Source organism: Sorangium sp. So ce590 (assembly GCF_051521365.1).
GTDB lineage: Bacteria > Myxococcota_A > Polyangia > Polyangiales > Polyangiaceae > Sorangium.
In genome coordinates, this window is the sequence record NZ_CP150346.1 from 556454 (window position 1) to 582729 (window position 26276).

Annotated in this window: 20 protein-coding genes and 1 tRNA gene; 5 read left to right on the plus strand and 16 right to left on the minus strand. The window is 73.6% G+C overall.

The window, feature by feature from the left end:
- Window positions 1-18: 18 nt before the first annotated feature.
- The gene (locus WMF28_RS02130) at window positions 19-3603 is read right to left on the minus strand and encodes an AAA family ATPase (protein WP_437600346.1); all 3585 of its coding nucleotides are present in this window, start codon (window positions 3601-3603) and stop codon (window positions 19-21) included.
- A 58-nt stretch (window positions 3604-3661) separates the two neighbouring features.
- Window positions 3662-4768 (minus strand): cytochrome-c peroxidase, encoded by a 1107-nt coding sequence (locus tag WMF28_RS02135; protein ID WP_437600347.1) that lies wholly within the window; start codon window positions 4766-4768, stop codon window positions 3662-3664.
- Window positions 4769-5152: 384 nt separating this feature from the next.
- Between WMF28_RS02135 and WMF28_RS02140 the strand changes: the two genes are divergently transcribed.
- Both WMF28_RS02140 and rd read left to right on the plus strand, forming a co-directional pair.
- On the plus strand, window positions 5153-5992 hold the full coding sequence (locus tag WMF28_RS02140) for an SDR family NAD(P)-dependent oxidoreductase (protein ID WP_437600348.1): 840 nt from the start codon (window positions 5153-5155) through the stop codon (window positions 5990-5992).
- Between the two features lie 91 nt (window positions 5993-6083).
- Window positions 6084-6248 carry a rubredoxin gene (gene rd, locus WMF28_RS02145; RefSeq protein ID WP_437485945.1) on the plus strand — a complete coding sequence of 55 codons (165 nt, stop codon included), beginning with the start codon at window positions 6084-6086 and terminating at the stop codon, window positions 6246-6248.
- A gap of 385 nt (window positions 6249-6633) precedes the next feature.
- On the opposite strand, the gene WMF28_RS02150 is transcribed toward rd, so the two are convergent.
- A tRNA-Ala gene (locus WMF28_RS02150) sits at window positions 6634-6706 on the minus strand.
- Window positions 6707-6838: 132 nt separating this feature from the next.
- The gene (locus WMF28_RS02155; RefSeq protein ID WP_437600350.1) at window positions 6839-8968 is read right to left on the minus strand and encodes a hypothetical protein; all 2130 of its coding nucleotides are present in this window, start codon (window positions 8966-8968) and stop codon (window positions 6839-6841) included.
- 222 nt (window positions 8969-9190) lie between these two features.
- Here WMF28_RS02155 and WMF28_RS02160 point away from each other — a divergent pair, with 222 nt between their 5' ends.
- Window positions 9191-9436 carry a hypothetical protein gene (locus WMF28_RS02160; RefSeq protein WP_437600351.1) on the plus strand — a complete coding sequence of 82 codons (246 nt, stop codon included), beginning with the start codon at window positions 9191-9193 and terminating at the stop codon, window positions 9434-9436.
- On the opposite strand, the gene WMF28_RS02165 is transcribed toward WMF28_RS02160, so the two are convergent.
- Window positions 9397-9882, minus strand: coding sequence for a hypothetical protein (locus tag WMF28_RS02165; RefSeq protein WP_437600352.1), 486 nt, complete (start codon window positions 9880-9882; stop codon window positions 9397-9399). The two genes, WMF28_RS02160 and WMF28_RS02165, sit on opposite strands and share 40 nt — an antisense overlap.
- A gap of 91 nt (window positions 9883-9973) precedes the next feature.
- Complete coding sequence (gene argB / locus WMF28_RS02170; protein ID WP_437600353.1) at window positions 9974-10801, minus strand: acetylglutamate kinase; 828 nt, start codon at window positions 10799-10801, stop codon at window positions 9974-9976.
- A 153-nt stretch (window positions 10802-10954) separates the two neighbouring features.
- Here argB and WMF28_RS02175 point away from each other — a divergent pair, with 153 nt between their 5' ends.
- The gene (locus WMF28_RS02175; RefSeq protein ID WP_437600355.1) at window positions 10955-12124 is read left to right on the plus strand and encodes a M20/M25/M40 family metallo-hydrolase; all 1170 of its coding nucleotides are present in this window, start codon (window positions 10955-10957) and stop codon (window positions 12122-12124) included.
- A 376-nt stretch (window positions 12125-12500) separates the two neighbouring features.
- Here the strand turns inward: WMF28_RS02175 and WMF28_RS02180 are convergent, their stop codons facing one another.
- The 10 genes from WMF28_RS02180 to WMF28_RS02225 all read right to left on the minus strand — a co-directional run bounded on the left by WMF28_RS02180 (window position 12501) and on the right by WMF28_RS02225 (window position 24987).
- Window positions 12501-13355 (minus strand): helix-turn-helix transcriptional regulator, encoded by an 855-nt coding sequence (locus WMF28_RS02180; protein ID WP_437600356.1) that lies wholly within the window; start codon window positions 13353-13355, stop codon window positions 12501-12503.
- 57 nt (window positions 13356-13412) lie between these two features.
- Window positions 13413-14252 (minus strand): PP2C family protein-serine/threonine phosphatase, encoded by an 840-nt coding sequence (locus tag WMF28_RS02185; protein ID WP_437600357.1) that lies wholly within the window; start codon window positions 14250-14252, stop codon window positions 13413-13415.
- Window positions 14253-14705: 453 nt separating this feature from the next.
- The gene (locus tag WMF28_RS02190; RefSeq protein ID WP_437600358.1) at window positions 14706-16250 is read right to left on the minus strand and encodes a hypothetical protein; all 1545 of its coding nucleotides are present in this window, start codon (window positions 16248-16250) and stop codon (window positions 14706-14708) included.
- Window positions 16251-16335: 85 nt separating this feature from the next.
- Complete coding sequence (locus WMF28_RS02195; protein ID WP_437600360.1) at window positions 16336-17283, minus strand: PEGA domain-containing protein; 948 nt, start codon at window positions 17281-17283, stop codon at window positions 16336-16338.
- A gap of 119 nt (window positions 17284-17402) precedes the next feature.
- On the minus strand, window positions 17403-18512 hold the full coding sequence (locus tag WMF28_RS02200; RefSeq protein WP_437600361.1) for a hypothetical protein: 1110 nt from the start codon (window positions 18510-18512) through the stop codon (window positions 17403-17405).
- Window positions 18513-18608: 96 nt separating this feature from the next.
- Window positions 18609-19316 (minus strand): sigma-70 family RNA polymerase sigma factor, encoded by a 708-nt coding sequence (locus tag WMF28_RS02205; protein ID WP_437600362.1) that lies wholly within the window; start codon window positions 19314-19316, stop codon window positions 18609-18611.
- Window positions 19309-19572, minus strand: coding sequence for a hypothetical protein (locus WMF28_RS02210; protein ID WP_437600363.1), 264 nt, complete (start codon window positions 19570-19572; stop codon window positions 19309-19311). Before WMF28_RS02210 ends, WMF28_RS02205 begins: the two co-directional genes overlap by 8 nt.
- A gap of 72 nt (window positions 19573-19644) precedes the next feature.
- Entirely contained in the window at window positions 19645-21609 is a 1965-nt protein-coding gene (locus WMF28_RS02215; protein ID WP_437600364.1) for a protein kinase domain-containing protein, read from the minus strand.
- A gap of 953 nt (window positions 21610-22562) precedes the next feature.
- On the minus strand, window positions 22563-23621 hold the full coding sequence (locus WMF28_RS02220; protein WP_437600365.1) for a hypothetical protein: 1059 nt from the start codon (window positions 23619-23621) through the stop codon (window positions 22563-22565).
- Window positions 23622-23727: 106 nt separating this feature from the next.
- Window positions 23728-24987, minus strand: a complete 1260-nt coding sequence (locus WMF28_RS02225) for a class I SAM-dependent rRNA methyltransferase (protein ID WP_437600366.1) — start codon at window positions 24985-24987, stop codon at window positions 23728-23730.
- Window positions 24988-25017: 30 nt separating this feature from the next.
- Here WMF28_RS02225 and WMF28_RS02230 point away from each other — a divergent pair, with 30 nt between their 5' ends.
- The gene (locus WMF28_RS02230; RefSeq protein WP_437600367.1) at window positions 25018-26091 is read left to right on the plus strand and encodes a hypothetical protein; all 1074 of its coding nucleotides are present in this window, start codon (window positions 25018-25020) and stop codon (window positions 26089-26091) included.
- Window positions 26092-26276: the final 185 nt, after the last annotated feature.

Here is a 26276-nt window from a genome sequence, read left to right on the forward strand (position 1 = left end):
GGTAGTGGCTCCGCCGCGTCAGGCGTCCGGCAAATCATCGCCGGGCGCCGCGCCGTCCCCGCCCGCGCTGAAGTACTCGCTCCGATCGAGCCCGCTCCCCTCGTCCTCGAACAGGAGCAGGTGCGCCAGCGCGACCTCGTCGAGGCGCTCCCAGTACCACGCCGGATCCATGGCGATCCGCGCCCGGCGCCCCGCGATCAGCACCGCGCCCTCGACCTCGTCGTGCTCGCGCGCGGCCGCCCCGCGCCGCCGCGCCGCGGTCGAGCCGGCGGGCGGCGGCGCGAGCGATTTATGCTCCCACTGATCCTCGGCGATGCTTGTCGCGTGCGCGACGAAGTGCACGAACACGTGCAGCCGGCCGTCGTCTGACGCGTCGCGCGCGGCGCCCGCGTCCCGCTTCCCCACCACGAACTCGTGGTGCCCCCGCTCGAGCGAGAGGAACGCGCCGGCGTACGCGCCGGTGCAGCGGAAGAGCACGTTCCGGAACCCGCGCTTCGGCTGATCGAGCGCCTCGAGCACGTCGCCCGGAGAGCGCGGCGGGCCCCACCGCCGGCTCGCGGGCCACGCGCCGTCGCCGGGCCCGGCCCGGTCGCCGTCGATGTGCAGCGTCGCGCTCCACCCCCGCCTCGGGAGCGCCCGCAGGAGCGGCGCGAGCCACCGCGCGAACGCCCCCTCGTCGAGCTCCTCCAGGACGAGCGTGATCGCGTCGCGCCGCGCTTCCGTCGCGACGAGCGCGCGCGGCAGCACCTTGCGGACGCCCTCCCACGCGGCGCGCGCCTCGCGCGCGAGCTCGCGCACCTCCTCACCCTCGAGCAGCGCCATCAGGGCGAGCTCCTCGACGCTGTGCATCTCCTCCTGCGCGCCTTCCAGCTGCCCCCAGAGCTCGCTCAGCCGGTGGTGCTCGGCCTGCAGCCCCGCGGTGTCGATCTCGTTCCGGCGGTCGCGCGAAGGGCCGCTCGCCAGGCTCAGCTGCGTCAGCAGGAACTCGATCTGCTCCCGGAGCTGCTCGACCGGCCCGAGGCCCATCCACTGATCCACCTCGCGCCGGAGATCGCCGACCTGCTCGACGCCGAACGCCTGCTGCGCCGCCCGCGCCGCGCGCCGCCGCCGCGCCACGAGGCGGAGCGCGGGCGTCTCCGCGCGGCCGACCAAGACGCCCTCGGCCGGCGCCTCCGGCTCCCCCGCCTCGGCGACCCACACCGTGAGCTCCCGCGCGTCGCCGCCGAGCCCCGCGAGCAGCCGCGCGAGGGGCGCCGCGAGGTGCTCCTCGACGTGGCGCCGGAGCGCCCGCGCGCCGTAGGCCGGCGCGTGGCCGTCCTCGGCCAGCCGGGCGAGCGCCCGCGGCGACACCTCGAGCGCAATGCCCGCCTCGGCGAGCCCGCGGCGCTGGCTCAGGCGCTGCGTCGTGAGGCGCGCGACCTCGGACAGCTCCGCGCCGGTCAGGGTCCGGAACGGCACCACGCGATCGATGCGGTTCACGAGCTCCTGCCGGAACGCGCCCGCGACGACGCGCTGGTAGTGCGCCTCGTCCAGCGCGGCCCGCTCCTCCGGGGGCGCCGCGCCCCGATCGCCGGCGAACCCCGCCTGCGCGCGCCGCTCCGCCCCGCCGAGGTTCGAGGTCATGATCACGATCGCGTTGTGGAAGTACGCCGTCCTGCCGCGCGCGTCGGAGAGGCGCCCCTCCCCGAGCACCTGCAGCAGCAGGTCGAACACGGCCCGGTGGGCCTTCTCGATCTCGTCGAGCAGGAGCACGCAGAACGGCTGCTCGCGCACGCGCTCCGTGAGCAGCCCGCCCGCGCCGTCCGTCCCGCGGATCAGGCGATCGGCCGCGCCCTCGCTCGAGAACTCGCTCATGTCGAACCGCGCGAGCCGCTCGGGCGACCCGAAGAGGAGCCCGGCGAGCGCGCGGGCGAGCTCGGTCTTGCCGATGCCCGTCGGCCCCACGAAGAGGAACGTCGCGAGCGGCTTGTCCGGAGGCGACAGCCCCGCCTTCACCACGGCGATCGTCTCGGCGAGCGCGCGCACCGCGCGCTCCTGCCCGACGACGCTCGCCCCGAGCTCGCGCGCCACGCGGTCGACCCGGAGCGGCAGATCGTCGCGCAGCAGGAACGCCGGCATCCCGGTGCGCATCGAGAACAGCTCGTAGAGGTCGCTCCGCCCGAGCGTGACCGGCTCCCCCTGCGCGGTCCGCTCCCGCTCGTGCACGGTGCGCAGGTCGTCGTAAAGGCGCACCGCCTTGCCCGGGAAGGCGCTGTAGGGGAGGTACCGCTCCGCGAGATCGACGAGCGCCGTCAGCGCGTCGCCCGCGACCGAGGGGCGGTGCGGCTCGACGCGGCGGTCGCGCTCGGCGCGCTCGGCGAGCGCCCTCCGGGTGTCTTCGGCCGAGAGCGGCTCGACCCGGATGCGGCTCAGGCCGGCGAAGAAGGCCCAGTGCCGCCCCTCGAGCGCGTCGAGCCGGTCGTCCCGGAGCTCGCACACGACGCGCACCCGCCCCTCGTCGAGGTAGGGCCGCATCGCGCCGGCCAGGTCCACGTGCCCCCCCTCGGAGCGCTCGGCCAGCAGGTCGTCGAGGCTCTCGAAGTAGAGCACCGCGTCGAGCGCGGCGGCGGCCTCCATCACGCCGTGGATGCGCTCCTGCCACTGCCCGAGCCCGCTCATGCCCGCGACGAGCTGCGCGCCCGAGGTCGCGTAGACGAGCCGCGTCTGGCGCGCGACGTAGGCCTGCATGAGCGCGGTCTTGCCGGCGTGCTCCCGGCCGACCAGCAGCACGCCGAGGCGCTCCTCTCCGTCGAGCAGCGCGGCGAGGCGCGCGAGCTCCGCGTCGCGGCAGGCGAGCGGCGGCGTCGCGGTCGGGCTCCGCTGCGCCGCCACGTGGAGCGGCGTCGCGACAGCGACCAGCGCGTTCACCGCCTTCTTCCGCCGCGCGCGCTCGGCGATGGAGACGCCCCGCCGCGGCCCGCGCCCGCCCGCGGGCTCGGGCAGCGGGGCGTGGAGCACCTCCAGGCGGTGCGCGCTCCCGGGCAGGAGCCCCATGTGCTCCCACGTCGACAGCGTCTGCGAGGCGAGCAGCCGGCGCACCTCGTGCCGGATCGCCGGCTCGATCGGCTCGCCGGCCTCGACGTAGAACGCGTGGCCGAGGCTCGGCACGAGCACCCACGCGTCGCGCTCGTCGCGCGCCGCCGGCCCCGGCGCCCCGCGCGCCGCCCGCTCGCCGGCGGGCACGATGACGCAGGGGAAGCTCACCGGCACCTCCCTCCGCAGCTTGCGCGGCAGATCGTCGCGCGGGACGGCGACGTCCACGGAGAGGAGCGCGGTCCCCTCCGGGAACGACAGCCGGGAGATCGCCTCGGGCTGGGCGCGGGCCGCGTGCTCGCGCAGGAAGAGCTGCTGCTCGACGAGGACGTCCTCGTCGCGGCCGAAGCTCGCGGTGTCGGGCGCCGCGACGGGGAAGGCGACGCACGCTCCGTCGAAGCGCTCGCGCACGAAGACGAGCGCCCTCGCGGTGCGCCCCTCGCTTGCCTCCGGAGCGCCCTCGGCGGAGGCGCCCGCTCCGTCGTCAGGAGCGGGCGCGGATCGGTCGTCGTCGCCGGAGCTCGTGCTCATCCGAGAGGGCGGAGCAGACCCGATCGGCCCGTCCGGCGCAATCGGATCGGCGCTCAGCTCACGACGGGTCGGCCTTGGGCGTGGTCGGCGTGCTCGGGGGCAGCTCGGGCTTCTTGATGTACTCGGTCGGGAGATCGCCGGTGAGCGCCTTGAGGTAGGCGACGATCGCCTTCACCTCGTCGGGCTTGGCCTCCACGCCGAGCTGGTGCCACGCCATCTTGGTCACCGTCTCGTCGAGCGTCGCGATCGAGCCGTCGTGGAAGTAGGGGAAGGTCTTCTCGATGTTCCTGAGGCTCGGGACGCGGAAGAAGAACTTGTCCTTCTCGTCCTTCGTGTGATCGAAGCGGCCGTTGTCCTTGAGGCCGGCGAACTCCTTCACGAGGCCGAGCTTCTGGAACGTCGAGCCGCCTACGGCGACGCCCGTGTGGCAGGTCGGGCAGCCGAGCGAGATGAACTTGTGGAACCCGGCCTTCTCCTCGGCGGTGAGGGCCTTGTCGTCGCCGTCGAGGTACTTGTCGAAGCGCGACGGCGTGACCAGGCCGCGCTCGAACGCGCCGATCGCCTTGGCCATGTTGTCGTAGGTGACCGGCTCCTTGTCGTCGGGGAAGGCGGTCTTGAAGAGCTTCACGTACTCGGGGATCGACTTGAGCGTCGTGATGACCCGCTTCTCGTCCGGCATGGCCATCTCGACGGGGTTCAGGATAGGCCCCTTGGCCTGGTCCTCGAGCGTGGCCGCGCGGCCGTCCCAGAACTGGGCGACGTGGTGGCCCGCGTTGTAGGCGGAAGGCGAGTTGCGGCCGCCGAGCTGGCCCTTGTGCCCGGAGGAGAACGGCTTGTTGTCCACGCCGTAGGTCGAGAGGTCATGACACGAGTTGCAGGAGATATCGTGGTTCTTCGAGAGGCGCGCCTCGTACCAGAGCATCCTGCCCAGGGTCACCTTCTCATCGGTGATCGGGTTCTTGTCGTACTCGAATTTGGCTGGCAGGACCTTGAAGGCCTTGACGTCGTTCGGATCGAAGACGAGCGGCTTCACGTCGCCCGTCGTGGAGGGCTTTGCCGTCGTCGAGGCCTGGGGGGCCTGATATTGGTTATCCGCGGATCGTTCGCAGGCGCTCAGCCCGGCGGTGACGAGGAGCACACAGATGAGAGATGAGGGCCAACGCATGATGTCTCCTGGCTCGTGAGGACGACGTCCACGGTAGATAGAGCCGCCTGCCACGTCAACGCGCGCCTCGGCCGCGTCGCCGCCGCGCCCGCCGGCCGGGGCGCGCGGCTCGGCGGCCGCCGCGAGGGGCGCCTTGTGGCCTGATGTGTGTTACGGCGGGGTTGCGACTCCTGGTCTCGAAGGTAGCGCAAGAGGTGCTGAGGTGCCTCCGGAGCGCCTGTCTTCCGAGGTGCGCATTCCCGCCTCGTCCGATTTGTCCAGGTGCACGCGATGCGCGCCCGCCCGGCGGGCGGGCGCCGGGTGGACGCTCCGGGACGGGATGGAGAGGACGCCCGTCGACGCGCCTCTTGCGCGGCCCGGGGGCGCTGGGCAACCCTTGCGGCCGTGCAATCGCCGATCGACAGCGGGGTCGTGCTCATCACCGGCGCGTCGTCGGGCATCGGCCGCTCGCTGGCGCGCGAGGTCGCCGGCCGCGCCCGGGCGCTCGTGCTCGTCGCGCGCCGCACGGATCGCCTGGAGGCGCTGCGCGCCGAGCTCTCCGCGGCGCGGCCCGGGCTCACCGTGCTCGTCTTCGGCTGCGACGTCACCGATCGGGCGGCGGTCGACGCGATGCTCCTCTCCGTCGCGGCCGAGCTTGGCCAGGTCGACGTCCTCGTCAACAACGCCGGTTTCGGCGATCTCAGCCTGTTCGACCTCTCGGCGTGGTCGCGCACCGAGCAGATGATCGCGCTGAACGTGACGAGCCTCGCGTACCTCACGCACCGGCTCGTCGGCCCGATGGTGTCGCGCGGCCGCGGCGCGATCGCGAACGTGAGCTCCGGCTTCGGGCTCACGTTCGGGCCGGGGATGGCCTCCTACATCGGCACGAAGCACTTCGTCACGAGCTTTACCGAAGCCCTCCGCATCGACCTCGCCGGCACCGGCGTGCGGGTGACGCAGGTCTGTCCGGGGCCGGTGCAGACGGAGTTCGCCGAGATGGCCGGCAACTTCACGGACCTCGAGCCCCCCGCGCTCCTGTCGATCTCTCCGGAGCGCTGCGCGCGCGCCCTCGTCCGCGCGGTGGACCGGGGGCGCGCGCTCGTGGTGCCCGGGGTGGTGGCGTGGTTCGTCGTGTACCTCGGCGTCCTCTGCCCCCGCTGGCTCCTCCGGCTCGTCTACCGGCCGATCGCGCGCATGCTGCGCAAGAAGCAGCTCGCCGTGCGCGGCGCGACGGCGCCGCCCTGAGGCGGGGCGGCGCGGCAGGTTCGCCTCCGGAGGCGACAGCCCTTGTGGTAGCGTCTTTCGCGGCTCGCCAAGCCCCTGAGGAGAACCACGGATGAAGAAATATCGGTGCCTGGTCTGCGAGTTCATCTACGACCCGGCGGTCGGCGACCCTGACAGCGGCATCGCGCCGGGGACCTTGTTCGAGCACCTGCCCGACACCTGGGCTTGCCCGGAGTGCGGCGCGACCAAGGCCGATTTCGAGCCGATCGAGGATTGAGCGATCCGCGCCTCCCCCCCCCGTCTCGAGGGGGCGCGCGCCGCGGGCAGCACGGGAGGGCGGGCACATCGGTTGTCCGCCTCCGTGCCTCTCTGTGCTTCGCCGCTCGCTCCGTGTGCCGCACGCGGCGCGCGACAAGCACGGTGCCGTGAGGGCGAGGAGCTCGGCGCGCTGCGATCGGAGCTCACGCCGCTGACACGAGCTCCCTCTGGCGGGCCGCTCCGCGCGCGGAGACCATGGATCCGACACCGGACCGGCTCACGCAAGGCATGCGCTCGATCGCTTGCCTGGGTCGCTTCGCCGTGAGCTCACGCTCGCGGGGATCAGCGACGGTGCGGAGGGGAAAGAAGAACTGCTAAGAAAGAGAACTGGACGGCTTCGAGGGTGGACCTGACAGGGATCGAACCTGCGACCTCTAGAGTGCGATTCTAGCGCTCTCCCAACTGAGCTACAGGCCCTCGCTTTCGAGAGCGCGGACTCTACTCGCCGGGACGCGGCTGTCAAGCGAAGAACGCCGTTTTCTGTCCGGCGTCCCTGTGCCTCGCCTGCGCGCGCGCCCCCTTGTCCATGTCCTTGCCCTGCTCCTGGTTCTAGTCCGCGGGGCTCTCGTCGGGCGTGGGCGCTCCGGGCGGCTCGGCCGGGGTGCGCGCCTGGGCCTTCGGGTTGTGGAAGGAGAAGAGCCGCTCGCGCTCCTCCCCGTAGCTCTCCGTCTTGCCCCACTTCGGGTTCCAGTCCTTCACCCAGTACACCTCCCCGGAGACGATCGCGTCCTCGGGCCGGCCCGTGCGCTCGGGGTAGCGGTACATGTACTCCTTCATCGCGTCGCGGTACGACGTGTTGGCCGGCAGCTTGATGCGGGCGAAGTAGTCGCACCAGATCTGGGTGTACGCGAAGCTCTTCGCGTGCAGGAGGTCGAAGTTCGGCGGCTTGCCCGTGAAAGGATTGATGTGGCGGCCGTCGACCGTGACGGCGTCGACGACGATCGTCCCGTCATCCATCACCGGGTTGGGGGAGAACATGAACCAGCCCTGGAGGAACCGGAGCTTCTGCGCGAGGACCCGCGTCTCCTCGGGGTGAGGCACCTTCCAGCGGTTCTTGATGACCCAGAGCTCGACCGCCGCCTGGTTCACGGCGCCGGCGAACATCGCGAGCACGGCGAGCTCGCGCAGCGCGGCGAGCGTCTTCCGGCCGGCGAGCCGCAGCGGCGCCGGCGGGGCGGCGACCTCCGAGCGCTCCGGGATCCGCGCGCCGAGCGCCCGGCCCAGGCTGCGGCGGTGCGCCGCCGCCATCGCCGCGGTGGCCGCGTCGCGCGCGAGCGGCAGGCGGAGCACCCACGCCACGGCGGGGCCGAGCGGGATCGCCGCGACGATGTCGGCGAGCGCCCCGGCGCCCTCGAGCGGCGCGCCGTCGGGGCGCCGCGCCGCGAGCCCGTGCGCCGCGGAGCCCGACGCCTCGAAGGTCAGCAGCCCGAACCGGTCCATCCGCTTCAGCACGCGGCAAGCGAGGACGGCGCCCGGCGACCGCGGATCGAACAGCACGACGCGGGCCCGGTGCGCGCGCCGCATCGTGCGCGCGGCGATCGCCCAGTCCTCCCGGCCGAACAGGAGCGTGGAGAACACGCAGAGCGCCCACGCGAACGGCCCCAGCACGAACGTCATGCCGAAGCCGATGTGGAGCACGTTCATCATGACGAGCGCGAGCCGCCGCGCCCACACGCGGCCGAGGGGCGACAGGAGGCACACCGGCAGGGCCGCCTCGAACGCCATCACCATCTTCGTCATGAACACGATGACGACCTTCGGCGCGTAGTCGCGGATGTCCGCCACGATCGGCGTCACCATCCGGTCGACGTAGAGCACGTAGTGGATCGCGGTCCCGTTCTTCCAGGCGGGGCCGGTCTTGTGCACAACGTTGAAGAAATAGATCGCCGCGATCTGGATCAGCAGGACGGGCCCGAGGACGGTCACGTGGTCGTTCGGCTTCAGCGGGTCGTCGACCGTTGTGCGGTCGTTCAGATCGTCCGCGGTCCGCTCGCGGCTCCGCTTCAGCGACGCGAGGAGCGCGTCGACCGAGAAGCGATCGCCGAGCGGCAGGAAGCACGTCCAGAGCAGGAGCAGGTTGTGGACGACGTAGCCGCCGTTCTCGATGAGCAGGACGCGCCCGTTCATGCTCGTGACGAACACGAGCGAGAGCACCTGCATGAGCTTCGTCTTCCAGCCGATGAGCAGGCAGACGTAGGTCGCGAAGATCACGGCCCAGAGGACCCAGAGCTCGCCCGACGTGGAGAAGGCGTTGACGAGCGAGAAGTTCCCGCCGCCCTGCGGGCGCCAGAGGTTCACGTGGTTCGGCAGGACGCCGATGTCCGCGAACATGTCGGTCCACGCCCACGTGCGGCGGAGCAGGTCGCCGATCAGGAAGAAGCCGAGCAGGATGCGCGTGAAGCCGAGCGTCCGCCGGTCGAACGTGAAGAAGCTGTCCCGGAGGATGTCCCACATCGAGGGCCCGCGCGCGGGGGGAGGCGCCGGCGGCGGGGCGTCGTCCTCGCCCTCGGCTTCGCGGTCGTCGTCCGCGGCGGCGCCGCCCGCGGGCGCGTCCTCGCCTGCGCTGGAGCCTCCCGCGGCGGCAGCGGCCTTGCGGCCATCTCCGCGGCTCCCGCTGGGGTCCTCGTCCCGGAGCGCGCCCTCGGGCCCGCGCTCGTCGCGATCGTCGTTTGCGTTCATAAGGCGTCGAGGTCGATTCTACGCGAGCGCAGGGCTCGCGGGTTCCCGGCTCGTACCTACCGCAACCGCGCTGGCGCCGCACGAGGCGACCAGGATCGCGACGCGCCGGCGCGCCGGCTCCCCCTGGAGATCGCGCGGCGCGCTCGATGCGCGCGGGGCTCACCGCGGCGGCGGCGCGGGGCGCTTGATGCGGGCGGCGCGGGGCGGTAACGAGGAGCGAACGTGTCCCCGATGCCCGACGCGGAAGAGCGCCTTGCGCTCGCGGCCTGCGCCTTCCTGGCCGGCTGCATGCTGCTCGCGCCGCGCGAGTGGGTCTCGGCGGGGCTCGCCCTCGCGCTCGCGGCGGCGCTCTTCGCGTGGCACCTGCGGCTGCGCGCGCGGGCCCAGAGGGGCGCGCCGGCGGCGGGCGCGCCGGGCGCCGCGGGCGCTCAGGGCGCGCCGGGTGAGGAGCCGCGGGAGCCCGCCTGAACGCGCAGCGGCGGGCGGCCGAAGCGGGCGCGCACGCGATCGGCGACGGCGCGCATCTTCGGCGCCCCGAGGATCCGCCGCACCATGCGCCGCTTGCCGGGGAGGTCGAGGAGCATCACGCCGATCAGGATCACCAGCGCGCCCGGGCCCGGAATGCCGGGCAGCGCGAGCATGATCCCGAGCGCCACCGCGACGACGCCGAGCAGGTTCTTCCCGATGCGCGCCGAGATGCGCATCCAGGCTGGGCGTCCTGGCAGGAAGGGCTCGTCTTCCTGCTTTTCCAGGTAGTCCTCGGGCAGCCGGACAAGCACGAACGCGGCCAGCGACGTGGCCACGATGAAACTTGTGACGGCCACGCCCGCCCCGATCGCGAACTGGCCGCGATGCGCCTGCACGAACAAGACCGCTGATCGGACGGCATCCATGATCGAGCCCGCGAGGAGCATACGGCGCGCGGTCAGCCGGGGCGAGGCCGGCCGCGCGGGTCAGCGGTCGAGCCCGGCCGCGCGGCTCAGGGGACGAGGCCGGCCGCGCGGCTCAGGGGACGAGCACGGTGCCGATCGAGCCCGGCGCGCTCGCCTCGCGCGCGAGATCCCCCGGGCTCAGCCGTCCCACGATGTGGATGCGGCGGACCCCCTCCGCGAGCGCGGCGAACGACTCCTCGAGCTTCGGGATCATCCCGCGCGTGACGGCGCCGCCCGCGATGAGCGCGCGCCCCTCGCCGACCGTGAGGCTCGGGATGCGCGAGGCGGGATCCGAGACGTCGCGCAGCACGCCGGGCACGTCGCTCACGAGGAAGAGCCCGGCGGCGCCGAGCTCGATGGCGACCCGGTTGGCGACCGTGTCGGCGTTGATGTTGTAGACCTGCCCGTCCGTGCCGGCGCCGAGGCAGGCGAGCACGGGCACGTAGCCGGCGCGCCCGAGCAGCTCGAGGAGCCCGCGGTCGACGCCCGTGATGTCGCCGACGAGGCCGAGGTCCACCGGCTCGGGCCCGGCGCTCCTGTAGACCTGCGGCGGCCGCTTGACGGCCGAGAGGGCGGGCCCGCTCGCCCCGTGGAGCCCGACGGGCCGCGCGCCCGCGGCGAGGAGCGCGGCGCAGAGGTCGACGTTGAGCTTGCCCGCGACGACCATCTTCATGACGTCGAGCGTGTCCGCGTCGGTGACGCGCTGGCCCGCGACCTGCCGGACGGGGATGCCGAGGCGCTCCTGCAGCCGGCTCGCCTGCGCGCCGCCGCCGTGGACGACGACCGCGCGCGCGCCACCGCGGGTGAGCGTCGCGAGGTCGCCGGCGAGGACGGCGAGGGCAGGGCTGCCCACGACCTCGCCGCCGAGCTTGATGACGAGCGGCCCTTCCGACGCTGTCACGGGTGCCTCCGCGCTGCTCTGGGACGGTTCATGAGCGCAACACGTATCACTTCTGCAGCGGGCAGGGCAGAGGTCGCCGGGTCCTCCCCGCGCCCGGCCTCGCGGCGGCGCGGCGGCGCGGCGGTGCCCGGGCTTCCGTGGCATGCTGGTGTGGTGATCCAGGCACTCCGACAGGCGCTGTCCAGCCGCACGGAGCCGATGCTCGCGCTCCTCGAGCGGCTGGTGAACCTCAACTCGTTCACGGACAACCCGCGCGGCGGCGACGCGGTGGGCGAGGTCATCGCCAACGAGCTCTCGACGATCCCTGGCCTGTGCGTGCGGCGGCACGCGAGCGCGCGGTTCGCCGCGCACTGGGTGGTGGAGAGCGAGGCGGCGAAGGCGTCGCCGGCGGGGCACGTCGCCCTCGTCGGGCACCTCGACACGGTGTTCCCCCCGGGGGTCTTCGAGGGTTTCCGCCTGGACGGCGACCTCGCGCGCGGGCCCGGGGTGCTCGACATGAAGGGCGGGCTCGTGGTGGCGATCGAGGCGCTCAGGGTGCTCGAGCAGATCGGCGCGCTGCCGCAGATCGCGGTGCGGCTCGCGATCGTGTCGGACGAGGAGGTCGGGTCGCCCGAGGGGCGCCCGCTGCTGCAGCGCGAGCTCGCGGGCGCGGCGTGCGCGCTCGTGTTCGAGGCGGGGCGCGAGGGGGACAGGATCATCACCGCGCGCAGGGGCACGGGCGCCGCGGTGGTGAGGGCCACGGGCAAGGCGGCGCACGCTGGCAACGCGCACAAGCAGGGCGCGAACGCCATCTGGGCGCTCGCCCGCTTCATCGACTGGGCGCAGCGGCTCACCGACTACGGCCGGGGGGTGACGGTCAATGTCGGCAAGGTGAGCGGCGGGCAGGGCAGGAACACGGTGCCCGACGCCGCGGAGGCCGGGGTCGATTTCCGCTTCGTGAGCCTCGCGGACGGCGAGGCGATCCTCGCGGCGCTCGCCGCGGCGGCGCACGAGGCGGCGATCGAGGTCCCCGGCACCGCGGTGCGCGTCGACGGCGAGATCGCGCGGTCGCCCCTCGTGCGGACCGAGGCGAGCGCGGCGCTCTGCCGCGAGTACGCGGCCTGCGCGCGGGCGGCGGGGCTTGGCGACGCCGAGGCGCCGCTCATCGGCGGCGGGTCTGACGCGAGCTCGACGGCCGAGATCGGGATCCCGTCCATCGACGGGCTGGGGCCGCGGGGCAGCGGCTTCCACACGAAGGACGAGCTCATCGAGGTGAGCACCCTCGTGCCGAAGGCGGAGGCGCTGGCGTCGTTCCTGCTGGGGCGGCGCGCCTCGGCGAGGTGAGGTTGTTCGAGAGCGTGCGGCGAGCGAGGCACGCTGCGTGGTGGCCGGCCTGCGCTCGCCGCGGGCCTGCGAGCTCGTCCCGGTCCGTGAGCTGGGTAGATCCGGAGATGAGAAAGAGGAGCAGGAGAATGAGGAGCAGGAGAATGAGGGTTGCCCACCCCCGGCCCGTGCTCGGCCCTTCGGGCCTGCGCGCGGTCCGCCCCTCCCAAATCGCGCGCTCCGCGCGCTCAGGGAGGGGTGCGCCTGTCGCAAGCACTTCACCCACCTCCCAGACCTCCCAGCCGCCGGCGCACACGTCACCGTACCGCCGTGCTCGGCTTCTCCTCGTGGTCCACCCGCCGAAGTCCGGCCAGGGATCCCGGAGGGAGAGATTTTCTCACCCATGGCGCCCTACTCCCGGGAGCGTCGTGTTCAGGGGAGAGCGCTCTGCTTCCTCCCAATCGGACGCACCGGCCGCGCTCGTCCCCCCTTCGTCGGGCTGCAGCGGGAAGCTCGTCAGGGTGGCAGCGCGACGGGCGAGCTCTTCCCCCGCGACGGCGCGGACAGGGCGCGGTGGCCGGAGCTGCGGCAGGGGAGGCGGCGGGAGCTTCGCCTGCGGGCTCCTGGCCGCGAGCTCGGGAGACGGCACCACGGGAGGTGGAATGTCGAGCGCGCGGGGAGGTATCGGCGGCGACGCCGAGCGCTCACGCTCGGTGACGAGCTCACCGGCCCGGAACACCGCGGTATCCTCCGCGTCCGTTCGGCGGTCGTCGTGCAGCCGCCACAGGCGCTCCCAGTACCGCGCCGGCGTGCCGGTGAAGGTCTCCAGCTGCCGCGCGAGGCCGGGCCTCATGGGCAGGTCGCTCCTCAGCAGCCGCTCCACCTCCCTCGGTTCCAACCCCGTGCTCTCGGCCAGCTTCCTCCTCCACGAAGGCGTCGTCGCGCAGAACGACTCGAGGACCCTTCCTGGCCAGGGGACGGGGCGCCCTCGGGCGTCTCTCAGCTCGGCGAGCGCCGCATCGACGTGACAGTCCAGCAGGCGCCGGCAACGGTCCCGCTCCCCCGCTGCCTGCTCCTTCGCGTCGGTGAGGGCGGCCTCCTCTTCATCATGCGCCAGCTCGCGCGCCTCACGAAACCCCCGCTCGCGTCCCAACGCTTCGCGCGCGGTGACCGCGAAGCCGATCGCGATGCACGCGATCATCGCGAGCCCGATCGGCGAGACGAGCCACATTGCACCCAGCATGTCTTCCATGTTCCCTCCTGAACCGTGAGCACTCCTGTCCGATGCGCCGCGGAGCCCGGCCTTGTGCTACCCGACCCAAGGCATCCCCTCACATCCGCCGTTCGTCGCGCCTGGCTCAGCGCGCCGTCTCGTCCCGCCTCCCAGGCGCGCCAGGACGCACGTCACATTGTCCGGCCCGCCATGCTCGTTGGCGATGTCGACAAGCAGGCTCGCCGCGAGGCTCAGGTCCCGGTGCCTCCCCAGCACGCCCTCGATCCGTGGCTCGGGCACCGGCCCCCAGAGCCCATCCGAGCAGACGAGGAAGATATCGCCCGGCGCCGTCGCCTCCACGCGCGACTCGATCGCCACGCTCTCGTCGCACCCGAGCGCCCGCGTGATCGCGCTCGCCCGATCGCTCAGCGCCTCCAGCGCTGCCAGTGCGCCGTCGCCATCGCGCAGCAGCTCTTCCAGCAGTGTGTGATCCCGCGTCAGCCGCTCCAGCTTGCCGCCCCGCATCCGGTAGACCCGCGAGTCGCCCACGTGCGCGATGTACGCCATCCCAGCTCCGAGCAGCACGCCCGCGAAGGTCGTCGCCATGCCGCGCACTTCCTCTTTTTTCTGGCTCGCGTCGTAGATCGCCCGGTTTGCCCGCCGCACGCTCAGCACCAGCCTCACCTCGTCACGGTCGTGCGGCGTCGCCGTGCCGTAAGGCCATGTGTCCTCGAGATCCTCGTCCTCCTCGAAGCAGCTCTTGACGACCTCGATGGCCATCCGGGACGCCACCTCTCCGGCCGCGTTGCCGCCGAGGCCATCGGCCACCATGAACAGCCCGAGGCACGGCAGCGCCGCGAAGCTGTCCTCGTTGTGGCTGCGGCGGCGGCCCACGTCCGACTGCGCTGCCGCCTCGATGGCGAGCTGTGGATACACGATCGTCCTCCTCGCGTGCTCGTCCACAGGACGAGCCGAGCCATGGCGCGCCGCGTATCGCGGCGCGCTCAATCCTCCTCACGACCACCTCAGCGCGCGAGGCGCTGCTCCCTGCTCAGCGCGCGTGGGCCACGTCGGCGCACGCGCGGCGCGCGCTCATCCCTGTCAGGCGCCAGGCCCCAAAGGGGTCCGCTTCTCCCGGGCTGCTGCCAATGGCCATTGGATAAATATCCAGACTATAGGCCTGACGAAGCAGTGGAGGATTTCAGCAGACCATCGGCCCACCCGCCCGACACTCACGCTTTCGCAGCAGTGTTGTTAGCCCCGAGCAGCCCACCGATCCGCGTTGCCGCGGCACGCTGAAATCTACTGCCTGGGTGCTCTGCACGTCCAGCCTCCTGAAGCGATGCTGCCCTTGATTGGTCCGGAGAAGCTCATCCCCTCCAGAGCGCTTCAATTCTCACACGATCCACCTGAGCCGAAATTCCAGCAACTCCCGGCGCTCCCCGGCGCGCCGGCGCTCTCCGGCGGGCCGCCGGGCGCGGCGTTTCCGCCGGCGCCCGGCGTGCCTGGCGTAAACGTCTTCAGCTCGGGGGGGGCGGCCGGGGTCGACGCGAAGGTGATGCCGACTGCGTAGCCGCCTCGGCCGCCGCCGCCGGAGCCACCGCGGCCGCCGTCGCCGCCATTTCCTCCTTGACAGCCGCGTCTTGAGTCGCCCAGCCCGGAGTCCGCTCCGCCAGCGGCGCCATCCCCTCCTCGGGCGCCCGTCCTGCCGGCCGCGCCGTCGCCGCCTTTTCCGGCCTTCCCTACGGTCACCGCGACATCGGTCAGCACCAGCTTCGTGCCCAGGCTGAGGATCCCGACGCTCGACCCGCCGGTCTTGCCGCCGCCCCCTCCTTTACCGCCGCACCCACCGGCCCCGCCGCCGCCGCCGCTCGCACCCACGCCATCGACGAGGGTCGAGTTGAGCGAGCAGAACAACCCCGACTTGGCGCCGCCGCCCCCGCCGCCCCCTTGACCACGGCCGCCCGTCATGCCTTGGCCGCCGTCTCCGCCGCTGATCCCGGCGAGCGTCAGCGTCGCGCCGCTGCCAGCGTCACCTGGCCCGCCAGCGCTGCCGCTCTTGCCCGGTTCGCCTGGCTCACACTCGCCTTCAGGATCGACCTGCCCGACGCCGCCGATGCCCTTCCCGGATGGATTCGGCTCCGGCATCGGCCCCCCATCCCGCCCGGCCAGCCCGTTGCCCTCCTCTGTCCCCGTGATTCCTCCGGTCCCGCCGTCTCCGCCGCGCGTCTCGCCGTCCTCGCACGTCGTCGCGCCGGCGGTCCCGCCGATGACCAGGTTCGGCGCCATGCACGCATTCGACGCGCTCGTCGCCTCCGCGCTTGCGCCCGCGATGGGCGCCTCTGTCGGCGTCGTCCCGTTCTCGCCGTCCATCCCGTCGCCCGCCGTCACATCCACCTGCGCCAGCTCCGCCTCGATGTCCGCCACGGCCACACCGATCGACGACCCGCCGCTCTTCACCGCGCTGGCCGCGCGCACCGCGAAGCTTCTCACCTTCGCACCGCTCGCTCCCTCGCTCAGCGTCAGCGCGATCTGCCCTGCGGGCCCCACGATCGCGCTCCGCGCCTCAGCGCTCCACGTCCACTCCGCCGCGCAGTCGAAGCCGCCGATCACCTCGACCTCCGCTCCGATCGTCACGCTCTCCGCGAACGCCCCGCTCGCGCACGCCAGCACGCGCTTGCCGTTCGCGTTCGCCACCGCCTCCCCGAGCGACGCGTACGGCCTTGCCTTGGTTCCATCGCCGCCCGGCATCGCGCTCGCGCTCGCGAACACCGCGCATTCCTCCGTCGCCGTGCTCGCGTCCTCCGTCGGGTCCACATCGCACACGGCGCTGCTGCCGCCGCCACCGCCCTCACCGCTGCTCACGTCGCACACGAGCGTGAGCGTGCAGTCGTCCGGCATCGCATACGGGAAGCATCCCAGCGGCTGGCTCACGGCAACCATCACCCCGAGAATGAGCACCGAGCCACAGCGAGCAGTCCGACGCATGCTTCTGTCTCCTCGACCCTCTACACCCTGCTCAGAAGCCACCGCGTACTCCAATCCCGAGGCCGCTCGACCCGACGAGAGGCGTTACATGCACACGCCGCTCGTTCACGGAGGCGCGCGACATGAGACCATAGACGAGTGTTCCGACCCCGATCGTCCCCGCACCGACGAAGCTCCAGAACGCCGCGTTGCTGAGATCGTAGCGAGCGGCGACGGCGTCCTTCAGCTCCGTGCATCGCGCGGGTGCGCCGGGAGCCTCACATGCACCCAAGCCGCCCGCTTGACGCAGCAGCCTTCGCTGCTCTTCCGCGTCGCTGGCGTTCGCGTTCGCCAGCACCGTGAACACCACGCCCGCGACCGCCGCCGCTCCCGCCGTCGCCGCACCGCCGATCAGCACTGCCGTCCTCGGACCGCCGGCGTGCTCCTCCGCGCTGCGGTCGGGCGGTGCCATGGTCGTGTCCAGCAGCCTCGGTGGCGGTGCGCCCGCCGACTTCGGCTGAAGCTGCAGCCCATTCTCGATCTCGCCGCCGGCCCCGAGCTGCACCGTCATCTTCTTCGTCTCGTACTCCTCGTGCTCCACCGAGATCGTGTGCGCGCCCGCCTCCACGAACAGCGGATCCGGCAGCGGCGTCGACCCTCGCAACGTGCCGTCAACGAACACCCGCGCCCCGTCCACGTCGGTGCGCACCACCAGCGTGCCCACCTTCGACCGCGCCTCCGCGTAGATCGCCGCGCCTCGCTCTCGCTCCGCCGCCGTGCTCGTCGCGTCCTCCGCCATCTCCCGCACGTACCTCGCGAGGTGCTCGGCCGCGTCGCGGTAGCGGCCGAGCTTGAGCTCAGCCGCGCCAAGGTTTCCGCGGATCGTGTAGTGGGCGTTCAGCGCCAGCGCCGCCAGGAACGCGGCCCGCGCGTCGGCCCAGCGGGATTGCGCGAAGGCATCGACGCCTTCCTTGAACAACTTCCGCGCCTGCTGGGTCATCGCGGCTGCTTCCGCCTCGTGCGGTGCCGCGCTCGGCTGTGTCCGGCCCGGCGCCGCCCAGCAGAGCAACGCGAGCAAGCCAGCGACAGAGGCGATGCGACGAATGTGCCTGTGCATGATCAGAACTTCGGCTCCGTGTGGGGGGCGCGCTTGCCCGGTGGCTCGGTGGATTCATTTGCGCTGGCAACAGGCGCCGACAGCGGCGCCTCGGCCGACGAGGTGGCGGGCGCTACCGGCGCTGCGGGCGCCTGGGCTGTCGCGTCGGCCGTGGCCACGGATGAACGCTGCCGCTGCACCGGCTGCATCACGGTCGCTCTCGGCGCCGGCGCGTCCGCCTCGGGTGCGGGCCTTCGGGGCGCGCCGTGCGCCGCTTCAACTCGATCCGGCGCCGCGGGAGGCGCGGCGCGTTCGACGGACACCTCCGGCGACGCTCGGACGGGCGCGCTCTCCGCGCGCTCGGCGCTCGCAGGCGCGTCGCTCGTTGTGCGCGCGCCGCTCGCCGCCGCCGCTTCACGCACCGCGTGCGCGCCGCTCGCCGCCGCAGTTTCGCTCCTCGCGTGGGGCCCGCTCGCCCGCGCCGCCTCTCCGGCCGGCGCCCCTTCCTTCACCCCGCACATCGCCGCGGCGCCGATCCCCGCCGCCAGCGCCAGCACCGCCACGGCCGTCCCAGCGCGCCGCGCCTTCGCAGGCCTCGCCGCCGCCTCGTCCTTCTCTTCCGCCGCCTCGCTCCTCGGCCGGTGCGCCGACGGCAGCGCGCTCTTGTCGATCACCGCCGCCCCTGCCGCCGCGTCCGCCGCCCACGGGCTCCCGCCGCCGCTCTTCCCGCCGCCGCTCTTCCCCCCGGCGCTCTTCTCTCCTGGACCCTTCGCGCCGCTCCCTCGCGCCGTGCCCTTCGGCGCCATCGCCTCCCGCAGCCGCGCCGCGGTGCTCGGCTTTCCCTCGTGGTCCACCCGCACGTTCACGCGCGGCTCCCGCGGCGGCGGTCCTTGCTTCGTCCTCTCCCACGCCGCGTACGCGGTCCAGTACGCCTCCACCTCGTCGCGCAGCTCCGGCTCGATGTAGATCACCCCCGTCTGGAACGCCGGGTGGGACACCAGCTGGCTCGGTGCCGGCGCTGGGCTGGCCGGCGCGCCGGCGCCCGGCTCGCTCGCCGCGCCTCCCTCCGCTTCGCGGTCCCCGCGCTCATCCCGGTCCTCGTCCTTCACCGCCTCGCCTCCTGTCCGTGCCACCGATCGCTCACCGCGATCCATCGCCCCCGCGCGCGCGAATTCTCATCTTTCTCATCGCCCATCGACCCATCGCCCATCGACCCGCCCGCCGCCCGCTCACAGTTCGTCCTCGCGCGGCGGCGGCTCGGTCACGCCGGCCGCGCGCAGCAGCTTGCCGAGCCGCACGATCGCCCGGTCGTGGACCCGGTACGCGCCCGGGTGCGGGATCCGGAGCGCGCCGCCGATCTCCGTGAGCGGCCGCCCCTCCACGTAGTGCATCGACAGCACCTCGGCCTCGCGCGGCGTCAGCCGCTCCAGGGTGCGCCGCAGCACCGCGTGCGCCCGGCCGTGGCGCTCGCGCCGCGACAGCACCTCCTCCCCGGTCTCCGGCTTCGCCACGCCGGCGGCCGTCGCGAAGACGCTCGCCGCGAGGCCGTCGACATGGTCGAGGAGCCGCTCCTCCGCCTTGCCGTCGACGTCGGTCATCACGTCGCCGTACCGCCGCTGCCGCGCGATGTAGTCGTACCCGCCCTGCAGGCAGAGCGCGACCACCCGGTCCTGCTCCCGCGCCTCCCGGAGGTACCCGTCGAGCATCGCGCCCCGGATGCGGTGCCGCGCGAAGCGCGGGAAGCTGTCGTCCCGCGCCGGATCGTAGGCGAGCGCCGCCTCGATGAGCCCCGCGCGGCCGAGCGATATCAGCTCGTCGAACGAGAGGTGCCTTCGCAGCCTCGGCGAAAGCCGGCGCGCCGCGCCGCTCACCTCGTGCAGCGCCGACGCCGCGAGCGCCTGTTGCGCCGGCGTGAGCCTCGCCTCGGGGTCAGCCATCCTCGCCGCCCCCCGCCTTGCGCCGGGGCTCCCCGGCGCCGTCCCGGGCCTCCACGCCGCTCCCGAGCGGCGCCGCGCGAGGCCGCGCGCGCTCCAGGAGGTCCCGCCCGACCTCGTCCTCGGTGAGCGCCTCCACGAGCAGCCCGCGCATGGCCTCGATCACGTCGAGCGACGCGATCCCGCGGTAGCGCGCGAGCGTCCGCTCGACGACCTCGGCGAGGAAGGGATCGGTCGCGCTGGGTTCGTCGTTCGACATGTCTTCGCTCCTCGCTCGGCCTCGTGCCTCGTTCCGCGCTCGCGCTTTCATTCATCGCTCCGCGCCTGTCCTCTAGAAGCGGGGCGGCCCGCCGACCGGACCCTCGCCGCCCCTCCCCCGCTGGGCCTTGGCCGGCCTCGCGGGCGCCGAGGTACGCCCGCGCGAGGGCATCGGGTAGATGTCCTCCTCCTCGTACGGGTCGGTGTTCTTCTCCGCGTCGCGCCCCTTCGACGTGAACAGCCAGTCCCACGGGCGCCGCGCGGGCGCTTGCGCCGCCCCCGCGACCGGACGCGCGCGTGTCGCCGGCGCGCTCGGCTGCTCCGGCACGCTCGCGTGCGGCGGCGTGCTCGCCTGCGCCGGCGTGCTTGCCTTCGCGGGCGCGCTCGGTCTGGCCGCGATCCCCCTGGATTCGGCGGGAGGTGACGGCGCGGCCTCAGACGCCTCGACGCCGAGGGGGTCGGCTGCGCTCTCCGGCACGCGCGCGTCCGGCGGTGCCCCGGTCTCGCGCGTGGCGCGCGTGGCGTCAGAGAGCGCCGGCGCCGCCTGTGCGCTCGTGACGACCCCGCCGGCGGACGCGGCCAGCACAGCCCCGCTCTCGGATGCGGACATCGCGGGGCGTTCGCGGCGCACATGGATGTACAGCGCGGTCGCGGCGCCCGAGATCGGGATCGCCAGCACCGCCGCGGCGGCGCAGCGGCGCAGGAGCTGCGCTCGCCAGCGCCGGTCGGCGACGCGGTCCGTCGCCGGCAGGTCAGGTCCCACGAGGCTTGCTCCCTGGCCTCCCGGCGACGATCGCACCGTGACCGGCCCGGGGGTCACGAGCAGCGGCCAGCCCGGGTCGGCCGCCGGCGGCGCGCTCGGCGGCGGATGCCACGGAGGAGCCGAAGGCTGCGCCGGCCGCGCCGCCTCACCGTCCTCGCGCGCCGCCGGCGCCGCGTCCTCCTCCCGCGCCTCGCTCCCGCCGAGCTCGGCCGAGGCTGCCGGCCCAGGGACGATCACCCGGCTCTCGTCGGGCCGCGGCGCCGTGATCAGCCGCTCGGGCGATCGCGGACCGTGGTGCTCCCGCCGGGACCCCGGCGTCCCTGGGTCCGGTGCCGCGGCGAGCCGGCCGGCGCGCACGTCCGAAAGGTAGCGCTCCCGGAGCTCGCGCAGCGCGCTCGCCGCCGCGCCGGCGTGCCTGAAGCGCTGGGCCGGCCGCTTCGCCAGGCCGGTCTGGAGGACCGGCCAGACGTAGTCCGGGATCGACGGCACGAGCTCGTGCACCGGCACCGGCATCCGCAGCATGTGCGCCGCAACGAGCTGGCCCTCGCTGGGCATCCCCGAAAGCCCCCGGCCCGTGGCGAACACGTAACGGCCGGCCAGGAGCTCGTAGATCACCAGCGACAGCGCGTAGACATCGCTCGCCGGTGAGCACGGTTCTCCCCAGCAGTCCTCCGGCGCCGTGTACGCCGTCGTGCCGAATCGCTGGCCCGGCCGGGTGCTCGGCAGACCGTCGACCCGGATCTTCGCGATGTTCAGGTCGAGCAGCTTGACGTCGCCGTGCCGGTCGACGAACACGTTCTCCGGCTTCACGTCCCGGTGCACGATCCCGAGGTCGTGCGCCGCCGCGAGGCCGTCGGCGATCTCGATGCCGATGTGGAGCGCCCGCGCGATCGGCAGCGGCGACTCCACCTGGCAGATCCGGCGGAGCGACTGGCCCTCCAGGAGCTCCATGGCGATCCAGACCGTGCCGTCGGGCAGCATGTCGGCGCTGTGCACGGCGACGATGTTCTTGTGCCGCAGCCGGCAGAGCGCGATGGCCTCCTTGCGGGCGCGCTCGCGCACCTGCTCGGTGCTCGCGTAGCACGGGAGCAGCAGCTTGAGCGCGACCCGCCGCTGCGTGAACTCGTGGACCGCCTCGTAGACGACGCCCATGCCGCCCGCGCCGACCATCCGCACGAGCCTGTGGCCCGCGACGGTGCTCCCCGGAAGATAGGTCGCCGAGGGCGAGGGCGGCTCGGCGTCGTCGTCTCGTGCGCTGCGCTCGCCCTGACTCATCCAAGCCACCTCTGCACCAGGAGCGCGCCGACCATACCAAAGAACGCCGCGGTCGCGGCGACGGCGAGCCAGCTCGCCACCGGCGCAGCGGGACGCGGAGCGAGCGCCTGCGCGGATGACGCGCGCTCCTCCGTCGGATCGGAGCGTGGAGCCCGGCGGACCGGAGGACAGGGCACCTCGATCACGAGGGGTCGCGTCGCGACAGGTCGCGTGACGGCCGCCGGTGCGACCGGCAACGGCGCCGTCGCCATGGAAGCGGGCGGCGCCTGGGACGGCTGCCAGGGAAGAGGCGAATCCGGGCGAAACGACACGGGAAGCGGCGCGGTGAGCAGCGGGGCCGGAGGGGGCTCGACGCGACCCAGCGGCCTGGCGGCGCCCTCGCCGGCACGAAGGACCTCATCCAGGGGCACGGTCGCGAGCAAGCATTCGATCGAGCTGCGGGCGGTCACGGCCAGGTTCCTCTCCAGCAAGCGCGGGCATGAGAGCGCGGGCATGAGACGGCGGCGGCGACGGATCCCGGGCGTGACATCCGAACAGGGTCGTCGCTCCTGCCTTCGACGGGTACTATCGACGCTGCGCGGCGGATTTCTCAGAAAAGTGATCGGTCTCGGGAAAGCCATGGGCGGCTGCGGCTGCGGCTGCGCGCCCCGAGGGCATGGCTGCGCAGGCTGGACCCATGCCTGCATGCGCGGAGGCCGTAGTTGCACACGCGGAAGGCCATGGCTGCGCAGACGGGAGCCATGGCAGCACGCTCGGAGGCCATGGCTGCAGGCCCGGACTCCATGGCCGCGCGGGCTTGAGCCATGGCTGCGTGATGAGAGACCCTCGCCGCGCCCTCCAGAGCCATGGCTGCACGCCTGGAGGGCATGGCTGCGTTGTCGGCCTCCCCCCCTGCGGCGCACCGCGGGACCACGGCTGCGCGCGGGGAAAGGCAGGTACGCGGCCCCGCCGCGCTACACCGGCACGCCGGGCTGGGGCTTCGGCTCCGCCGAAGCGGCCTTCGGCGCCGCCGAAGCGGCCTTCGGCGCCGCCGCGGGGACCTCCTCGGCGGGCTTCTCCGGCTTGGTTCGCCGCGGCGAGAAATACCGGCCGAGCGAGATGGGGACGAGCCGGGGCACCGACGGGTCGACCTGGTGGCCGGCATCGAAGAGGTCGATGACCATCTCCAGGAGGAGGAGGTTCATCCCATCCCAGGTGTCGACCTCCGTCTGGTCGACGCTCGCGCTCGCCGTCACCGCCGCCGCGGCGTCGCCGGCCTTGCGGATCTCCTCGGCGAGCGCCTCGATCTGATCGAGCTTCGCCGCGTCGAGGCGCGTCCCTTTGCGGCGCAGCGCGGCGGCCTCGGACCGGTCGGCGACGACCTCCCGTCCCACCTTGACCAGCGCGGCGAGCGACCTGGCGAGCTTCGCGGCGTCGGGGGCGACGCCGTGGGCGCCGTCGATCTTCTTCAGCAGCCTCGGCTCGCCGCCGCTCAGCGTCCGGAGCGCGGTCGCGAGCTGTTCGCGCACGCCGCGGCCCCTGCGCCGCGCCGCCTCGGCCGCGGCCTCGCGCGCCGCCTTGGCGCTCCCGGCCTTGGCCACGCCGCCGTCGCGCGCGGCCGCGAGCCGGCTGCCGCGGAGCGCGGCCCAGATCGCGGTCCGCAGGAGGTCGTCGGACAGCCCGAGCAAGGCGTCGCGCTGCGCCTCCGTCGCCTTCCTCAGGAACGCGTCCGCCTTGCCGTACAGGCGCGCCGCGTCCCTGTCGATCCGCGAGGTCGCGACGGCCCGGCCCTCGCGGACGAGGTCAGCCTTCTCGACCCCGCCCACGTACGCGAGCACCTCGTCGACCGTCGCCTCGCCGCGCCGCGCGACGAGGTCGTCGAGGCTGTAGATCGCGTCCTCCTCGTCCTGCGGTTCTTGCGCGGGCGCGGCCGGCTGGACCTTCGCCTTCGCCGTCGTCGACTTCACCTTGGGGGCGATCCGGGATGTCCCTCTCGCCGCAGCTTGGGTCTTGGTAGTGAGTTTTGTCGCCATGACCCGATGCTACGGAGTCCGGCGCGCCGAGCGCAATGCATGGGCACGTTGACGCCGACCGTGACGACCGCGCCCGCGCACTTCCGCCCGCAGCGCATCGACAAGCTCACTCCAGCACAACGAACTTGAGATACCGCCCCTCCCACCACGCCGGCAGCGTCGGGTGGTCCTCCGGCTGTCCGTGGATCGCCCGGACCCGCAGGTCGTCCCGCTCCAGCGTGGCGTCGTCGAGCGTCGCCAGGAAGTCCTCCATCGTGATGTGGCTCGAGCACGACGCCGCGCACAGCACGCCGCCTCGATCGAGCACGCGCGCGACCGCGGTGTGCAGCCGCCGGTAGGCGCCGAGCGCGCGCGGCTTGGCGCGCTCGCTCGGCGCGAAGCTCGGCGGATCGCAGATGACGAGATCGTACCGGTCGCCGCGGCCGCGGGCCTTCTCGAGGAAGTCGAACGCGTCCGCCGTCACGAAGTCGTGCGCCGCCGGATCGACGCCGTTCTCGCGGAACGTGCGCTGCGCGGACGCGTGCGCGGCCGGCGCCGAGTCCACGGAGGTGACCCGCCCCGCGCCGCCGAGCGCCGCCGCCACCGAGAAGCCCCCCGCGTAGCTGAACAGGTTCAGCACGCGCCCGCGCCCCGCCGCGAGCGCGCGCACGCGGGCGCGATTGTCGCGCTGGTCGAGGAACGCCCCCGTCTTCTGCCCTCGCGCGAGATCGACCTCCATCGCGACCCCCGTCTCCCTCACGAAGAGGCGATCCGGCAGCGGCGGCCCGTGCAGGTGCGCGAGCTTCTTCCCCTCCTTCCCCTCCGCGTCCCCGCTCGCCGAAGGCGCGCGCGCGCGCAGGCCGATCGAGCGCACGCCGCAGGCGCCCAGCGCGCGCGCGAGGTGCGGGAGCAGGCGATCGAGCCACGGCGCGAGCATGCCGCCGTCGAGGCGGATCACCGCGACGCGGTCGTACCGATCGATGACCAGCGAGGGCACCCGGTCCCCCTCGCCGTTGCACAGGCGGTAGGCCGTCGTGTCGCGGCCGGCGAACCAGCCGTCGCGCAGGGCGAAGGCGCGCTCGAGCCGCTCGGCGATGGCGCGCTCGTCGAGCGCCGGCGCCGGCGTGCGCTGGAAGACGCGGACGGCGATCGCCGAGTCGGCGTCCCAGAGCCCCCGCCCGAGGAACGCGCCCTCGGCCGACAGCTCGACAACGTCCCCCGACGCGGCGGCCGCGGCGCCGCCGCCGGCGCGAGGCGAGCGCTCCCCGCGCCGGCGCTCCCCGGGAGGGCCCGCGTTCCCGCCGCCGCCCGCGATGCCGTCTCGGTACACCCACGGGTGGCCGCGGCGGACGGCGGCGGCGGCTGTCGCGGTGAGATGGACCCGCATCGACCCCGCCTAGCACGGTAAGCTCGCAGCGTGCTGCACCGTGTTCTCTCGATCGGCTGGGCCTGCCTCGGAGGGATCCTGCTCGCCGCGCTCGGCGGAGCCGGCTGCACGCAGGACCACGATCTCCTCGGCCGAGATCCGCCGGGCGCGGCGAGCACGTCCGGCGCCGGCGGCGGCGCGGGGACGACCGCGAGCAGCGCGACCACCACCGGCACGGGCGGCGGCGAGGCGGTCGAGCCGCCAGGGCCGACGAAGCTCACGGTGGTGAACGGCGTCGGCGATCACGACGCGGTCCGCTTCTGCTTCCTCGCCTACCCCGACGGCACCGGCGCCGGCGTGGAGCCCTGGCCGAGCGCCGGCCTCCCCTTCGCCCGGGCCCGCGTGATCGAGCCGCTCGGCGCGGCGATCCCCGAGGGGACCCGCGTGCAAGCGCACGCGATCGCCGGCGACCTCGACGCGACCGAGGGGCTCGACTGCGCCGAGATCCTCGCGCTCGCCGCGGAGCCCGCGGCGCAGATCGTGGCCGCGGGGCTCCCCGTGCTGCCGGCGCCGGTGTTCGCCGAGGAGAAGAGCCTCCTGCTGGTCGCCACCGGCTGCCTCGGCGGCGAGGGGCACACGCACGCCGGGGAGAAGCAGGGCTGCGGCGACGCCTACGCGGTCGACACGCCGACCGCCGGCCTCGTGGCGGTCGCCATGTCGCGGCGGACGAGCTTCGACAGGCTGAGCCTCCAGGTCGCGCACGCGAGCGCGGCGACGCCGAGGGTCCACGTGCGGCTCGCGCCCGGGCGCGCGGAGGCGAGCGCGGCGGCCGTCGCGCAGGACCTCTCGTACGGCGCGATCTCGCCCTCCCCGCCGTTCGCCGGCCTCTCGCGCGGCGATCTGGGCACGCTCGACGAGGTCGAGATCGAGATCTACGATCCGCTCGCGGCGAAGGTGACGTCCTCGGTGCCGATGCGCGAGATCCTGGCGAGCAGCGACGTGCCGGCGGACAGCATCGCGAACGGCCAGGGGCTCGTGCTCGTGGCCGTCGGCGCTGCCCCGGAAGCGGCGCGCGGCGGGTTCTGGCACCCCCTGACGTACGCGCTGCTGTGGGCGGATCCCTGAGCAGGTCCTGATCATCCCTTCTCCGGACTCCCGCGCTGGCCGCCCCCTCAGGAGCTCAACCACACCTCGTCCGGCCGCTCCCAGGCGATGTGCTGCAATTCCGCCTTGGGCATCAAGACGTCGTCGACAGCGGCACGCAATCCCACGTTGGCTCGCGTGGTGCGCTGCGTTGTCCGGCGCTTGCG

Coding starts and splice junctions, on each gene's coding strand:
- WMF28_RS02130 (WP_437600346.1), bottom strand. CDS start 3,603: ATGAGCACGAGCTCCGGCGACGACGACCGATCCGCGCCCGCTCCTGAC.
- WMF28_RS02135 (WP_437600347.1), bottom strand. CDS start 4,768: ATGCGTTGGCCCTCATCTCTCATCTGTGTGCTCCTCGTCACCGCCGGG.
- rd (WP_437485945.1), top strand. CDS start 6,084: ATGAAGAAATATCGGTGCCTGGTCTGCGAGTTCATCTACGACCCGGCG.
- WMF28_RS02155 (WP_437600350.1), bottom strand. CDS start 8,968: ATGAACGCAAACGACGATCGCGACGAGCGCGGGCCCGAGGGCGCGCTC.
- WMF28_RS02165 (WP_437600352.1), bottom strand. CDS start 9,882: ATGCTCCTCGCGGGCTCGATCATGGATGCCGTCCGATCAGCGGTCTTG.
- WMF28_RS02180 (WP_437600356.1), bottom strand. CDS start 13,355: ATGGAAGACATGCTGGGTGCAATGTGGCTCGTCTCGCCGATCGGGCTC.
- WMF28_RS02195 (WP_437600360.1), bottom strand. CDS start 17,283: ATGACCCAGCAGGCGCGGAAGTTGTTCAAGGAAGGCGTCGATGCCTTC.
- WMF28_RS02205 (WP_437600362.1), bottom strand. CDS start 19,316: ATGGCTGACCCCGAGGCGAGGCTCACGCCGGCGCAACAGGCGCTCGCG.
- WMF28_RS02210 (WP_437600363.1), bottom strand. CDS start 19,572: ATGTCGAACGACGAACCCAGCGCGACCGATCCCTTCCTCGCCGAGGTC.
- WMF28_RS02215 (WP_437600364.1), bottom strand. CDS start 21,609: ATGAGTCAGGGCGAGCGCAGCGCACGAGACGACGACGCCGAGCCGCCC.
- WMF28_RS02220 (WP_437600365.1), bottom strand. CDS start 23,621: ATGGCGACAAAACTCACTACCAAGACCCAAGCTGCGGCGAGAGGGACA.
- WMF28_RS02225 (WP_437600366.1), bottom strand. CDS start 24,987: ATGCGGGTCCATCTCACCGCGACAGCCGCCGCCGCCGTCCGCCGCGGC.